General features: G+C 58.0%; 14 protein-coding genes. 10 read left to right on the top strand and 4 right to left on the bottom strand.

Annotation, left to right across the window (positions count from 1 at the left end; translation table 11 throughout):
• Positions 1–256 precede the first annotated feature (256 nt).
• The 9 genes from selD to BM395_RS00430 all read left to right on the top strand — a co-directional run bounded on the left by selD (position 257) and on the right by BM395_RS00430 (position 9,144).
• Positions 257–1,291 carry a selenide, water dikinase SelD gene (selD, locus tag BM395_RS00470; protein WP_069898741.1) on the top strand — a complete coding sequence of 345 codons (1,035 nt, stop codon included), beginning with the start codon at positions 257–259 and terminating at the stop codon, positions 1,289–1,291.
• Positions 1,291–2,391, top strand: a complete 1,101-nt coding sequence (mnmH, locus tag BM395_RS00465; RefSeq protein ID WP_090508515.1) for a tRNA 2-selenouridine(34) synthase MnmH — start codon at positions 1,291–1,293, stop codon at positions 2,389–2,391. The genes selD and mnmH overlap by 1 nt, the downstream gene beginning before the upstream one ends.
• Before the next feature lie 59 nt (positions 2,392–2,450).
• On the top strand, positions 2,451–2,729 hold the full coding sequence (locus BM395_RS00460) for a hypothetical protein (RefSeq protein WP_069898739.1): 279 nt from the start codon (positions 2,451–2,453) through the stop codon (positions 2,727–2,729).
• A 37-nt stretch (positions 2,730–2,766) separates the two neighbouring features.
• Positions 2,767–3,375 carry a flavin reductase family protein gene (locus BM395_RS00455; RefSeq protein WP_090508514.1) on the top strand — a complete coding sequence of 203 codons (609 nt, stop codon included), beginning with the start codon at positions 2,767–2,769 and terminating at the stop codon, positions 3,373–3,375.
• Between the two features lie 90 nt (positions 3,376–3,465).
• Positions 3,466–4,383 (top strand): AAA family ATPase, encoded by a 918-nt coding sequence (locus BM395_RS00450; RefSeq protein ID WP_069898736.1) that lies wholly within the window; start codon positions 3,466–3,468, stop codon positions 4,381–4,383.
• Positions 4,380–5,336 carry a DUF58 domain-containing protein gene (locus BM395_RS00445; RefSeq protein WP_090508513.1) on the top strand — a complete coding sequence of 319 codons (957 nt, stop codon included), beginning with the start codon at positions 4,380–4,382 and terminating at the stop codon, positions 5,334–5,336. Before BM395_RS00450 ends, BM395_RS00445 begins: the two co-directional genes overlap by 4 nt.
• Complete coding sequence (locus tag BM395_RS00440; protein WP_090508512.1) at positions 5,333–7,333, top strand: transglutaminase TgpA family protein; 2,001 nt, start codon at positions 5,333–5,335, stop codon at positions 7,331–7,333. Before BM395_RS00445 ends, BM395_RS00440 begins: the two co-directional genes overlap by 4 nt.
• A 57-nt stretch (positions 7,334–7,390) precedes the next feature.
• Positions 7,391–8,152: a CHAD domain-containing protein gene (locus BM395_RS00435; RefSeq protein ID WP_090508511.1), complete on the top strand. Its 762-nt coding sequence runs from the start codon at positions 7,391–7,393 to the stop codon at positions 8,150–8,152.
• Between the two features lie 194 nt (positions 8,153–8,346).
• The gene (locus BM395_RS00430) at positions 8,347–9,144 is read left to right on the top strand and encodes an acyl-CoA thioesterase (RefSeq protein WP_090509155.1); all 798 of its coding nucleotides are present in this window, start codon (positions 8,347–8,349) and stop codon (positions 9,142–9,144) included.
• Here the strand turns inward: BM395_RS00430 and BM395_RS00425 are convergent.
• The 4 genes from BM395_RS00425 to BM395_RS00410 form a co-directional block, all read right to left on the bottom strand.
• Complete coding sequence (locus tag BM395_RS00425; protein WP_244528906.1) at positions 9,113–10,702, bottom strand: sensor domain-containing diguanylate cyclase; 1,590 nt, start codon at positions 10,700–10,702, stop codon at positions 9,113–9,115. The two genes, BM395_RS00430 and BM395_RS00425, sit on opposite strands and share 32 nt — an antisense overlap.
• Positions 10,703–10,720: 18 nt before the next feature.
• Entirely contained in the window at positions 10,721–11,221 is a 501-nt protein-coding gene (locus BM395_RS00420) for a putative pterin-binding protein (RefSeq protein ID WP_090508509.1), read from the bottom strand.
• Positions 11,222–11,386: 165 nt separating this feature from the next.
• Positions 11,387–11,620: a hypothetical protein gene (locus BM395_RS00415; protein WP_090508508.1), complete on the bottom strand. Its 234-nt coding sequence runs from the start codon at positions 11,618–11,620 to the stop codon at positions 11,387–11,389.
• 99 nt (positions 11,621–11,719) lie between these two features.
• Positions 11,720–12,547: a TatD family hydrolase gene (locus tag BM395_RS00410; protein WP_090508507.1), complete on the bottom strand. Its 828-nt coding sequence runs from the start codon at positions 12,545–12,547 to the stop codon at positions 11,720–11,722.
• A gap of 216 nt (positions 12,548–12,763) precedes the next feature.
• On the opposite strand from BM395_RS00410, the gene BM395_RS00405 reads away from it, so the two are divergent.
• Positions 12,764–14,176 (top strand): MltF family protein, encoded by a 1,413-nt coding sequence (locus BM395_RS00405; protein ID WP_090508506.1) that lies wholly within the window; start codon positions 12,764–12,766, stop codon positions 14,174–14,176.
• Positions 14,177–14,195: the final 19 nt, after the last annotated feature.

Below are 14,195 nucleotides of genomic sequence, written 5' to 3'. Positions count from 1 at the left end.
AGCAACCCGCCGCGCCAGAGGTAAACCGGCACGCATGCGCGATATTGCTGCAGATAATGGGCCAGAAAACCAAGCCCACGCGTCATCATACGCGTCATTATCAGATTAGCCTCGCCACGCATCACCCGATCTTTGTTCTGCACGCAAACGCCGTCCCCGTTAACATAAAGATTTGGCCCAGACAGGCGCTTGAATCGCGAGCGTTGTGCGCGTATTTGCTAGAATGCCGCCGCCCGTCGACGAGAACAGAGGATTTATGAGCGAGCCCATTCGTTTGACCCAATACAGCCACGGCGCCGGCTGTGGTTGCAAGATTTCTCCCAAAGTCCTCGATGTGATCCTCGCCGGGAGCGGGGCGCAGAACCTCGACCCCAATTTGTGGGTCGGCAATGCCTCGCGCGATGACGCGGCGGTCTACGGCATTGATGGTGAGCGTGGCGTGGTCTCGACTACCGACTTTTTCATGCCGATTGTCGATGATCCTTATGACTTCGGACGTATTGCTGCCACCAACGCGATCAGCGATATCTACGCCATGGGCGGTGATCCGTTGATGGCGATTGCCATTCTCGGCTGGCCAGTCAATGTGCTGGCCCCTGAGGTTGCCCGTGAGGTCATCCGTGGCGGCCGTGCGGTTTGCGACGAAGCCGGGATTACCCTGGCGGGCGGCCATTCGATTGACGCCCCCGAGCCGATCTTCGGCCTGGCGGTAACTGGCCTGGTCGAGAAGCGCTACATGAAGCGCAACGACACCGCGACGTTAGGCTGCAAACTGTACCTGACCAAACCGCTGGGCATCGGCATTCTGACTACGGCCGAGAAAAAGGCCAAGCTGCGCGAGGCCGACATCGGTCTGGCACGCGACTGGATGTGCACCCTGAACAAGGCCGGCAGTCACTTCGGCAAATTGGCTGGCGTCACCGCCATGACCGACGTCACCGGCTTCGGCCTGCTTGGTCACCTGCTGGAAATAGCCGAGGGCAGCGGTCTTACGGCCGAGGTCGAATACGCCCGTGTACCGCGTATTGAAAGCGTTGAGTATTACCTCGATCAGGGCTGCATTCCGGGTGGCACCTTGCGTAACTTCGACAGCTACGGCGAAAAAATTGCGCCGTTGCCTGAGTTGCACAAACTGCTGCTGTGCGACCCGCAAACCAGCGGCGGTTTGCTGGTTGCGGTAACGCCAGAAGGCGAGGCTGAGTTTCTCGCCTGTGCGCAAGGGCTGAACCTGCAATTGCAGCCGATTGGCCAGCTGCGCGAGCGACAGACATACGCTGTCGAGGTTATCTGATGCGCGACAATTGCAGTGATTACCGGCAGATCTTCCTCAACGACAGCCCGATGATGGACGCCCGCGCGCCCGTGGAATTCAACAAGGGCGCGTTTCCCAACGTGGTGAATTTGCCGTTGATGACCGACATCGAGCGGCAGAAGGTCGGCACCTGCTACAAACAGCACGGTCAGGACGCCGCTATCAAGCTGGGCCATCAATTGGTGCAAGGTAAAACGCGCGAGGAACGGGTGCAGCGTTGGGCTGAGTTTGCCACCGCCAATCCCAATGGTTACCTCTATTGTTTTCGCGGTGGCCTGCGCTCGCAACTGGTTCAAGAATGGCTGAAAAGCGATGCCGGTATCGAGTATCCGCGCGTCGTGGGCGGCTACAAGGCCATGCGCAATTTCCTCATCGACACGACTGATCAGGCCGTGGCGCAGTGTAATTTCGTGTTGGTCGGCGGCATGACCGGCACCGGCAAGACCGAAGTGATCGCCCAGCTCGGCAACAGCCTTGACCTTGAAGGCCATGCTAATCACCGGGGCTCAAGTTTTGGCAAACGCGCCACCGGGCAGCCGATGCAAATTGATTTTGAGAATGCCCTGGCCATCGACATTCTGAAAAAGCGCAACGCCGGCATGGAGCAGTTTGTTCTTGAGGATGAAGGACGCATCATCGGCAAGTGCTCGTTACCGCTGCCACTGTACGAAGGCATGCAGCACTTTCCGCTGGTATGGCTCGAAGACAGCGTGGAAGGTCGAACAACGCGCATTCTTCAAGATTATGTCATCGACTTGAGTGCAGAGTTCATTAACCTGCAGGGCGCTGAAGAAGGCTTCAAAGCCTTTGCTGAGCGTTTAATGCAAAGCTTGACTAACATTCAAAAGCGTTTGGGCGGTGAGCGTTATCAACGTCTGGCCGCCATTATGCAGCAGGCGCTGCTGGAGCAGGAAACGCAGGGCGATGTAAGCCTTCACCGGCAATGGATAGAGACCTTGCTGGTCGAGTATTACGACCCGATGTATGTGTTTCAGCGAGAGAACAAAGCGGGGCGTATCGAGTTCGTTGGCGAGCAAGCCGCAATTGTCGAGTTTCTGCAACATCGCGCTGCTAAATGAACCTCAGGTGAATACTGCTGGTCAATGAATCATCCCAATTGCTAAACGGAGTTGCACACATGAAATCGATTTTTTGCATAGCGCTGATGGCTGCCGCACTGGTTGGCTGTGCAGGTAAAACTGATTATCGCAATTCGTGCGGGAGCCAACTGGACGCCGCATGGCATGATCTGGATTTGGCCAAGGCTGAAGGTTTTGCTGGCACCGTCAGCTATTCCAAAGCACTGTCGCTGCTGACCGCCGCGAAAACCCAGCAGCAATTTGAAGCCTATGAAGGCTGCACCAGCAAGGCCAAAAAAGCCCAGTTCTACATTGATGAGTCCCGCGCGGGTCGTTAAGCCCCGGCAATTGTTTAATCCGTTGGAGGAAAACTGGATGGAGTTGGATTTTAGCCAGTTGGCGCCCCTCGATGCTTATCGCTGGCTGGCCTCGACCGTTACCCCAAGGCCCATTGCCTGGGTGTCGAGCATCTCCCGCGAAGGCGTCAGCAATCTGGCTCCATTCAGTTTCTTTCAGGTGATCAGTGATGAGCCACCCACGCTGATGGTGAACGTCAACCATCATGGTGACGGCAGCCTCAAAGACACCTTGCGCAATGTGCAGGCCACGGGTGAGCTGGTCATTCAATTGGTCAGCTTTGCTCAAGCCGAGCAAATGAATGCCAGCTCTGCCGGGTTTGAGCACGGCGTCAGCGAGTTCGAGCGGTGCCAGATTGGCAGCACTGCCAGCCGCCTGATCGCACCGCCGCGAGTGACGGACTCGGTGATTGCATTCGAGTGCAAGGTTGCAGAAATCCTGCCGTATCCGCGCGACAAGCCGAACTGCCACATGATTTTCGCGCAGGTACTGTTGGCGCATGTCAGCGACGCCGTACTCAATGACAAGGGCCGCGTAGACCCGCACAAGATGGACCTGGTTGGCCGTTTGGGCGGCGCTGCCTATACCCGCACCCTTGAAACATTCGAAATGGTCAGACCCGGCTAAAGTTCACTGTTTTGTGATTAATCATTACGTGGGCCTTTGCCCCGGACGCGGCTGCCAGTAGCATCGAAACACTTGCATAAGGAGTGTTCGATGCGCAGAAAACTGGAAGCTTGCCTTGAGGCCGTAAATCAGGTCTTGCTGGGTAAAGAACCTCAGGTAAGGCTGGCGCTGGCTTGCTTGTTGGCGCGGGGCCACCTGCTAATCGAAGACTTGCCCGGCATGGGCAAAACCACCCTCAGTCATGCTTTGGCCAAGGTGCTTGGCCTGAGCTTTCAGCGCGTGCAGTTCACCTCCGATCTATTGCCGGGCGATATCCTTGGCACCTCGGTTTTCGACAAGGACTCCGGTCAGTTCACCTTCCATCCGGGGCCGATCTTTGCCGAGTTGGTGTTGGCTGACGAAATAAACCGGGCGACGCCAAAAAGTCAGAGCGCATTGCTTGAGGCCATGGAAGAGGGGCAGGTCACCATTGAGGGCGCCACGCGGCCATTGCCCGATCCTTTCTTTGTGATTGCGACGCAGAACCCGGTCAGTCAGGGCGGCACTTTTGCCTTGCCCGAATCACAACTTGATCGCTTCCTGATGCGTCTGTCGCTCGGATACCCGGCGCGTGGCGCTGAAAAGGCGTTGCTGCTGGGGGATTCGCGGCGTGCGTTGCTGCCGCAGATTTCGGCCGTTCTGGATCACAGCGAACTGGCCGCTATTCAAGCCGAGGTGCCCAAGGTGCGGGTCAGCGATGCGCTGGTGGAGTACGTACTGCGCCTGGTTGAGGCCACACGCACGCAGCCGCAATTTGCCTGGGGACTGTCGCCACGGGCTAGCCTGGCATTGCTAGCAGCCTCCCGTGCATGGGCGTACCTGGCCGGGCGCGACTATGTGATCCCGGAAGACGTGCAAGCGGTGCTGCCTTCGGTAGTGGGCCATCGGCTGCGTGAGCGCGCAGATCCTTCCGGACATGGCGGCAGCACGCTGGTGCAAGGCTTGCTGCGCGAGGTCACACCTCTTTGATCGCCGCTGTGCAGGCGCGCTGGAATCGCTGGCTGACCCGGCGCTTGCCGGCTTCCAGCCGGGTGCGGCTCACTCAGCGGCGGATATTTATTGTGCCGAGCAAAGTCGGCGTGATGTTCTTGCTGGCGCTGACGTTGATGTTGCTGGCGGCCATCAACTATCAAAATAGCTTGGCCTACGCGCTGACCTTTCTGCTCGGCTCAGTGTTCATCGTGGCAATCCTGCACACCTACCGTAACCTCTCCGGCTTGGTGCTGCGCGCCGCGGGTGCTAACACCGTGTTTGTCGGTGAGCATGTGCGTTATCAGGTGACGCTGGAAAGTCTTAACCACGCGCATCAGGCGATTAGTCTGGGGTTCGCAGATGAGCCGCCGTTGATTGTGGATGTGCCGCCACAGGCGAGTACGCCGGCAGAACTGTCGCTGCTGACCACGCAACGGGGTTGGTTGAAAGCGCCAAGAATGCGCGTCGAAAGTGGCTTTCCGTTGGGCTTGTTGAAAGCCTGGAGCTGGGTCGATCTCGATCAACAAGCGCTGGTTTACCCGCAACCGATCGCCGCTGATTTACCGCCCGTGATGGCTAGCGTTGGCGATGAAGACGAACAGGGACTGCGCGTGTCGGCCGATGGCGCCGATGACTTTCAGGGATTGCGCAGTTATCAGGCCGGCGATTCACGCAAGCGCCTGCACTGGAAGGCCTATTCGCGGGGCATGGGTTTACTGGTAAAGGATTTCGCCAGCCTCGGCGGCAGTCAAACGTGCCTGGACATCGCCGCGCTGTCGGGCGATCAAGAGTATCGGCTTTCGGTGCTTTGTTATTGGGTGCTGCAATATACCGAGCGCCACCAACCGTTTTCGCTGCGCCTTGATGATAAGCAAATCGCGGCAGACACCGGTGACGTTCATTGTCAGGCCTGTTTGCGCGCATTGGCCCTGACAGGGCTCAGCCAATGAGCCAGATTCAGGTTATTCCGCGCATCAGCCTGACGTGGCTGTTGGTGGCGCAGGTATTGGTGATTCTGCCGCACCTGAGTCACTTGCCGCTGTGGGTGATCGGCTTGTGGTTGGGTTGTGCGGCTTGGCGCGTGCAGATATTTCGCATGCGCGCCAATTACCCGAGCACGCTGCTCAAGTTAGGACTGATGATCGCCACTGGCTGCGGGGTGTTTCTCAGTCGGGGCAGCTTGATTGGCCTGGATGCCGGCGTGGTGCTGTTGGTGGGTGCGTTTATTCTCAAATTACTCGAGATGCGCACGCGCCGTGATGCTCTGGTGCTGATATTTCTCGGTTTCTTTGTGGTGGTTACCGCTTACCTGTTTGATGACAGCATCACCGCGGCACTGTACAGCGTGCTGCCGGTCACCGCGCTTCTCGCCGGACTGATCGGTTTGCAGCAAAGCAGCCTCGCCAGCCGTCCGTGGGACACGGCGAAGTTAGCCGCGGGACTGATGTTGCAGGCGCTGCCGATCATGCTGTTGCTGTTCGTGTTCTTTCCGCGCATCGGTCCACTCTGGTCGTTGCCCATGCCCGGTGGGAATGCGGTAACCGGGCTGTCCGACAGTATGACGCCAGGCGATATTGCCGATTTGAGCCGCTCCGGCGCGTTGGCGTTCAGGGCCAGCTTTGACGGCGAGGTGCCGCCGCGAACCGAGTTGTATTGGCGGGCGCTGACCTTGGACCGTTTCGATGGCAGGCGCTGGTCGCAATCCTCAGCACTGAATTATTCGCCCTCGCCAGACTGGCAAAAGGCCGGTGATCCGGTGAGCTACAGCATCGTCATGCAGCCCAGCTCTCAGCCCTGGCTATTTGCATTGGATGTGGCCGAGACGTCATTGCCGCAGACCCGGCAATTGAGTGATTTCCGCTTGCAGCGCAGCAAGCCGGTCGAACGCAGTTTGCTCTATCAAGTGACCTCGTGGCCGCAAGCTCTGCGCGAACCGCACGGCTCAAGCACCGGCTTGCGCCGCGCCCTGCAGTTGCCTGCCAACGTCGACCCGCGCAGCCGCCAATGGGCGCGGGAGCTGCGCCAGCAATATCCGCAGGATGAGCAGTTGGTCAATGCGCTGCTTAAGCACTTCAATCAGCAACCGTTTGTTTACACCTTGCGGCCGCCGCAAATGAGCCGTGACAGTGTCGATGACTTTCTATTCGACTCGCGCCGGGGGTTCTGCGCCCACTATGCCGGCGCCATGACCTTTGTCCTGCGCGCCGCCGGCATCCCGTCCCGCGTGGTGGCGGGGTATCAGGGCGGCGAGTACAACCCCAACGGCAATTACGTGCAGGTTCGCCAGTTCGACGCTCACGCCTGGGTTGAATACTGGCAGCCAGATCGTGGTTGGGTAAGTGTCGATCCGACGTTTCAGGTGGCGCCCGAACGTATAGAGTCCGGCCTTGAGCAAGCGCTGGCCGGGGAAGAGAGCTTCATGGAGGGTTCGCCGTTCTCGCCGTTACGGTTTCGCAAGCTGGCCTGGCTCAACCAAATCCGTCTGGCCTGGGATAATCTCAATTACAGCTGGCAGCGTTGGGTGCTTGGGTATCAGGGCGCACAGCAACTTGAGCTGTTGCAGCGCTGGTTCGGGCGTGTGGAGGCGCGTGAGCTGATCATCAGTCTGGTCGGCGGTGGCGCACTGTTTTTAGCGTTCATTGCTCTGTGGTTATTCAAACCATGGATACGCAACGGCGCGCCTGAGCAGCGCTTGTTCAGCCAGTTCGAGCGCTTGCTGAGGCGCCACGGGATTTATCGCAAAGCTGGCGAAGTGCCGGGGCATTTTGCCCGGCGTGCGGCAATTGCCTTGCCGCGTCAGGCGCCAGAAATTATTCAGTTCTATCGCTCATTCGAGGCGCAGTATTACGCGGGTGAGTCGATTGATCCCAAGTTGTTGCGCAGTCAGTTACGTCAATTACGCCGCGCGCTGCCACTGCGCTTGAGCCGGCTTGATCGCCAGCAATGAGCCCGTGCTGGCAATGAGCTAGTCTGATGCAAGCATAATGTTGCGAGGGAGTGAAACTTGAGCGCGCTGACCAAGGATTTACGGGAGCAGGTGATTCGTTTGCATGTGGCAATTATCGCCTGTGTTGAACGTGTCAGGGCAAGAACCGATGCCGAGGCTTTGCACGATCTGCGAATCAATCTGCGTAAGCTGCGCAGCCTGCTCAAACCGGTGGGGGATCGCGCCAGTTGCATGGAGCTGCAGAGAAGCGCGGCGGCGCTCGGCACCCTTACCGGCCCATTGCGCGATCTGGAAGTGCTTGAGGCCGAGCTGTGGCGTTTGGGCGACCAGCACGCGGCTCGTGCCCGCGCAGAGCGTGTGGTGCAGGGCTACGCAGGTGTTGCTTGCAGTCAGCAGACGCTTGAGTTATTGCAGGCATTAGAGGCCTGGCCGGCAGACTGGTTGGCCAGCGAGCTGCTAGGCGAACTCAAGCAGCTTCGCGCGCATCTTCACAAGCGTTTGCGCAAAGACCAGCAGCGCCTGCGTACGCTGCTGCACAGCGAAGCACTGGACTGGCATGAGCTGCGCTTGCTGGTCAAACGTGTTCGTTATGGCGCCCAGGCGTATCCACAACTCTGCGGTTTATCGACCCGCCAGCAGGCAACATTGAAGCGGGCGCAATCCTCCTTAGGCACTTGGCACGATCACTTGCAGTGGTTGCACCGCGCTCAAACCGAGCCAGATCTGCAGGCTTGCGCCGGCGTCTGGTCTGCCAGCCTGCAAGGGTGCGAGCAGGCATGCACGGATGTCGTGGTGCGGTTACAGGCGCAAATGGCCTGAATCACTGGCGCACAAACAGAGGGCTTTTAAGCCTTTTGTCCGGCGCATCCGGTCAGCCTTGGCATGCCCGATAATCTGCACGCCTTAAGCGACGTGGCCTGTCCTGCATACCGCGAATTTGAGCCTTTTCGAGATACCTTCGCAAATGAGCTGAAGTCTCATAGACTCGCGCAATGGATCAGGACGAGGCTTTTATGACTTTCACGCAATTGCTGACAGCCGTTCGCGGCGGTACTAACGAGGTTGTTATTCCTTCGCTCTGGGCGCAGGGACGTGCCAGCTTTGGTGGCCTGGTCGCTGCCCTCGTTTATCAGGCCATGCGCAATAAAGTGGCGCAAGGACGTCAGGTTCGCTCGCTGGCGATTACCTTTGTCGGTCCGGTTGCGCCCGATGTGGCGGTGAGTTTTGAAGTTGAAGTGCTGCGCGAAGGCAAAGCGGTTTCTCAGGTCATGGGCCGTGCTGTGCAGAACGGTCAAGTGATGACGCTGATTCAGGGCAGCTTTGGCGCCGCGCGCGAATCCATTATCAGCGTCGGCGCGTTGCCGGCTCCGCAAATCGCAGCGCCAGAGGCCTGTACCGAGTTGCCCTATATCGAGGGCGTTACCCCCGAATTTATCCGCTTTCTGGCCATGCGCTGGGGGATTGGCGGTATGCCTTACACGCGCAATGAAGACCGTGAAATGGGCGGCTGGGTGCGTCTGCGCGGTGAGGATCAGGTTTGCAGCATTGACGAGGCGCACATTCTGGCGCTGGTGGATGCCTGGCCGCCGGCCTTGCTGCCGCGCCTGAGCACGCCTGCGCCCGGCAGCTCGCTGACCTGGACCATCGAATTCATGCAGCCGGTTGCCGAGTTAACAACGCTGGACTGGTGCCTGTACCGCGCGCAGATTGAATATGCCCGCGACGGTTATGGCCATGTCGCTGCGGCGATGTGGACGCCAAGCGGCGAGTTGATGGCTATCAGTCGACAGGCAGTGGCTGTGTTTGCTTAAGTGCCGGCGCTGGGCAAATGCTAATGCGGTTGCGCCCGGCTGCTTTGGCTTCATAAAGCGCAATGTCTGCGCGGTTGAGCAACTGATCAAGTGACTCATGGGTGAGCATGCTCGCCAGACCAATGCTCAGGGTCAGTGAGTGGTACTGGCCGTTGCCGAGCGGCAGGTGCAAGGCTTCAATGTTGCTGCGCAGGCGTTCGGCAATTGGCATGGCCTGCTCGGTGCTGATATGCGGCAGCAAGACCACGAACTCCTCGCCGCCAATACGGCCGAGGATGTCGTTTTCACGGACGCCTAATTGCAACTCGCTCGCCACCTTTTGCAGGGCGAGATCGCCAGCCTGATGCCCGTATTTGTCATTGATTTGCTTGAAATGGTCAATGTCGAGCATCAGCGCTACACAATGCTGTTCTGTTCGCCTCGTGTAATGCAGCAACGCTTCGCCCTTGCGCCAGAACGAGTGACGGTTGTCGAGGCCTGTCAGGGCATCGGTGTTGGCCAGCGCCAACAGTGACTCTTCCATTTGTTTGCGCATGCTGATGTCATAACACCAGATCAGGTGGGCAGGGCGGCCCTTGTGCTCAAGTACGCGTCCTGAAATCACTGCGTAGTAGGGTGCGCTTGGGCCGCGGAGCAGCGCCTCGAGATCATCGACCTGATTGTCGTTGATCAAGTTGGCGTGAAAGCGTTCAGCATCGGCGGGGTCGGCAAAAAACTGGGCGTACTCAAACGTAGATGAAGGGCTCAGCAAGCTCGATTGCAAGCCTTCGCTAATAAAGTAAACCTCGTCGCCGTCGGCGCTGAAGAACGCCACATCACTCGGGCTGGCTTGCAGGATCTGGTTCAGAACGCGTTGTTCTTCGCTGAGCTCAAGGGTGCGCATAGCGACCCGGTCTTCCAGCGTATGATTAAGCTCGCTCAGCCGGTTCGACAGCTGTCGGGCTTGGCGATAGTTGTAAATCAGCCTTGCAACCAGCAAGGTCGAGCCGATCAGCAAACCGATCAACGCCCAGCCAATGTAGCGAAAGCTTTTGTACAGCAGCTGGCGGTCATGATCGAGTTTGTTGGCCAGAGAGATATTGCTGGCGATCATCACCTCGTGCATGGGTTCGATCAGTGGCGCCATATCGCGGTTTATCTGAATTGCCAGGCGCTTTGCGGCTTGTTCATCCGCGAAGTGTGCCTGTTTATTCCAAGCGGAGCTGAGGCTGATAATTCTTGCCAGCGCCTCATCGGCGCGCGGGCGCGGCAAGGGCAGGGCGCTGAATATTTTGCTGTTCTGGAGCCTGCGGGTACTGCTGCGCAGAACTTGTACGCGGACTACTAAATCATCGCCGCTGATTTCCCCTTGTTGGTATTGCCGGGCCGCTTTAAGGGTGAGCTCCATCTCGCGGGTGGTCTGATACGCGCGCCAAAGCTCACCGTGCAGGTTGGGCGCGGCAAGTTGGTTGGCTTGTTGTCCGGCGAGTAACAAGGCGGCGGTAAGCAGCCCGAGCATGGTTACCACGATGAGAACCAGCACACTCAGGGCGAGGTTCTTTTGGGATCTACTCAGCATCAATGCAGGCATCAGAAACTACTCAAAATAAATATCACTCAATTGCCAGACTGCACGGCTGAAATGGATTTGCGTGCGCAGTTCGGGGTAATCATCGAAGGGATAGATCCAGAACAGCGGACCGGACTTGTGGGCAGGCACTGGCTGGCCATTGCGGGCGTAGGCAATGATGGGGTGGAATTGTTCGATGTCCGACCGCGGGACCAGCACTGAGTAAAAGTTGAGAGCCTGCAAGCGGAGGAGCTTGTAGGGCGGTGACTGCAGATTAAGGCTGTTGAACAGGGCGTCAGCATCGACCCCAGTCCACTCAACAGGCGCTGAGGCGGGGCTGTCTTGAACCGTCAGGCTGCGCTTGGGTAATTTAGCCAGATCCTGCAAGGTGAGCTGGACCGTCTGGTTATCGCTCAGGTGCAGAACCAGCGCGGGCCTGTCGACTGGATAGGCATCACCGCCCGCGAGTGCAAGCGCAGGCAGCATTACAATGGCCATCATGGCCCAGAAATGTCGCTGTAGCGACATACGTCGTCCTCGTTGACTGCGGCGAACAAGCGGCGATCAGCCACTAACTAAGGTTCAGATGCCGCTAAAAACAAGAATGCTATTGCATTTAACGATCAGATTGCCATTCGTATCAGACGAAACGAAATAGCTTGAAAGTGACAACGTGAGTGAAAGCGCCCTAAATCAGCAGCTTGCGGGCTGGGGGCCAGTCGGTTTCAAGTTGCTACACGGTATGACAGCCACCGCAGCGGCGCCACCTAACAGGGCCAAGGCGACGTTGGTTAGCTGAAGGCTGAGCAAACCATCAATCAGGATCAGGCTCGCCGTGAGCAGCAAGGCGCCAGCGCAGAGACGCTGCGCATGCTGTTGGGTCGAGCTGGTTGGGGTATCAATAACGGCTTGGGCGGTGCTGGGCATGAGCGTTCTCCTGTGGCTGGATAAAGCTTATGCGTGAGGGCAGCGCCAAGGCGAATTGAACCTGGCTATCGACGAGATAGACCGCCGCAGGCGGCCCGGTCAGTGCTCGATATTTTGCGCGGCTGGGACAGCCGGCAGTGAGAAAAATTGCCTTGCGGTTGCCGTGGTGTGCGCGGCCAGTGCTTCGAGGCTCTCGTTGCGGTGCAGCGCGACTTCACGCAGCACTTCAGTGAGGAATGCTGGTTGGTTGCGACCGTTCTTGGGTTTCGGGCGCAGGGTGCGCGGCAGCAAGAACGGCGAGTCCGTTTCCAGCATCAGGCGTCCTTTGGGGATGTTGGACACCAGTGCATGCAGGTGCGTACCGCGGCGCTCATCGCAGATCCAGCCAGTGATACCAATGTGCAAGTCGAGGTCGAGATAATTGAACAGCGCACGCTTTTCGCCGGTAAAGCAATGCACCACGGCCGCTGGCAGGTGGTCGCGGTAATTAGCGACTATTTCGAGCAGTCGCTGATCGGCATCGCGTTCGTGCAGGAACACCGGCATGTTCAATTCGACGGCCAGTTCCAGATGCTCTTCAAGCACTTTCTCTTGTTGCGGGCGAGGCGAGAAATCGCGATTGAAATCCAGGCCACATTCGCCGACGGCTCGCACCTCGGGTTCACTGAGCAAATTGCGCAATTGCTGGCGGCAATCGCTGTTCCATTCACTGGCAGAGTGTGGATGAATTCCCGCCGTGGAAAAAAGTTGCTGGCCATTGGCGTCGAGTGCGCGACAAAGTTCTAGACTCAGTTCGCTTCCAGCGAGATCGGTACCGGTCAGAACCATTTGCATGACATTACTGTCATACGCGCGGCTGATTATGCTGTCCAATTGGTCGGCAAGGCTTGGGTGGGTCAGATTGACGCCGATGTCGATGAGTTGCATGGTGCTACCTGTAGGTCAGGATGCGCAGCATAGCAGAGCTTTTGCAAAATAAAAAAATCCAACAAATACAGTTGGTTACATTGTTTTGGTGATGTTGTTTGTCGGGTTGGTCTGGCGTCATTTGCCCGGCTGTGAGAATCTCCGCGCCCCTTGAAGCGGGCGCAAGCGGTTTATCCCCGCATTTATGATGCAAGCAAACCCTGTCCTGGAGCCTTGATGGCGCGATTTTTGTTGGTCTTGAGCCTGCTGTTGCTGCCTTTAGTGGCGGCTGCGCGCGTGGCTGGACCTCTGGAAATTGGCAAGCCCGTGGCGACACGTGATCTCGAAAACATCCGCGCCAGCGGTGAATTGCGCGTCTTGATCAACCAGAGCCGCAACAGCTCTGGCGAGGTCAAGGGTGAGAGCATCGGCGTTGAGTACCATCGCCTTCGGGCTTATGAGCAGTTTCTCAATCGTGAGTCGCGTAACGGCAGGCAGCTGAAGCTGAAAATTATCCCCAAGGCCAAGGATCAGTTACTGGGTGCTTTGCAGCGCGGTGAGGGTGATCTGGTCGCGCCAGGTGAACTGCTGGATGTGCGCGGGGGCGCGCAGGTGACGGCAAGTAAGCCTATCCGCGAAAACGTCCCGGTGGTTCTGGTCGGACGGGTTGGCGATCGTCGTTATACGCGCCTGGAGCAATTATCCGGGCGCAGTATTGCCCTGCCGGCAGGCAGCGTAGCAGGCACTGCAATTCAGGCGCTTAATAGCACGCTTCTGATGAAAAAAATGGCGCCTATCGTGATCGAATGGGTGGACCCGACGCTGGCCGTTGAGGATGTGCTGGAGATGGTCCAAGCCGGGATTTTCAACGTCACGGCAGTCGAATTACCAATTGCCCAGCGCTGGGCCAAGGTCATGCCCAAACTGCGTATCGAATACAAACTGGTGCTGTCCAAAGATGGCGATATGCGTTGGTTTGTGCGCCGTGATGCGCCGTTGCTGAGTGCCAGTATTGACCGTTTCTTCCGCGCCTACCGCAGCCCCGTCGATCCGGATACGGCATTCCAGCGCGTTTACCGGCGGCTGTACAAAGTGCATTACCCGCTGGGCAGAACCGAGCGCAAGCGTTTGGAGTCGGTGCGCCCAGTGTTGCAAAAACATGCGCAAGAGCAGGGCTTCGACTGGCTGACGCTGGCAGCGCTGGCGTTCAAGGAATCAACGCTAAATCCGGCTGCGCGAGGCTATGGCGGCGCGACCGGGTTGATGCAGGTGACGCCAATCGCGGCACGCAGCGTGGGCGTGAGCAATATCGGGGTGCTCGATAACAATGTGCGCGCCAGTGCCCGCTATCTGGCGAAGATTCGCCGCGGCTTTTTCAGCAGCGCTCAACTCAACGAACGTGAGCGGATGGCCTTTGTTCTGGCGGGCTACAACCTGGGCCCGCAACGTGTACAAAGCATGCGCGCCGAGGCCAAGCGGCGCGGTCTGAATCCCAATCAATGGTTCTTTCAGGTTGAGCGGATCGCGATGGAGCAGATGGGAATGGGCGTGGTGAGCTATGTTAATAGTGTGAACAAATACTATTTGGCATTTTCCCGTGAGCGGTACCTGCTAGAGCCGCACAAGGGTGAAGTGAGTTCGCGTAAATAATCGAATAACTTGATTTTAA

Source organism: Pseudomonas marincola (assembly GCF_900116605.1).
Classification (GTDB): domain Bacteria; phylum Pseudomonadota; class Gammaproteobacteria; order Pseudomonadales; family Pseudomonadaceae; genus Aquipseudomonas; species Aquipseudomonas marincola.
The sequence above is the reverse complement of the archived record's forward strand: the minus strand, read 5'-3'. Positions and strand labels throughout refer to the sequence as shown.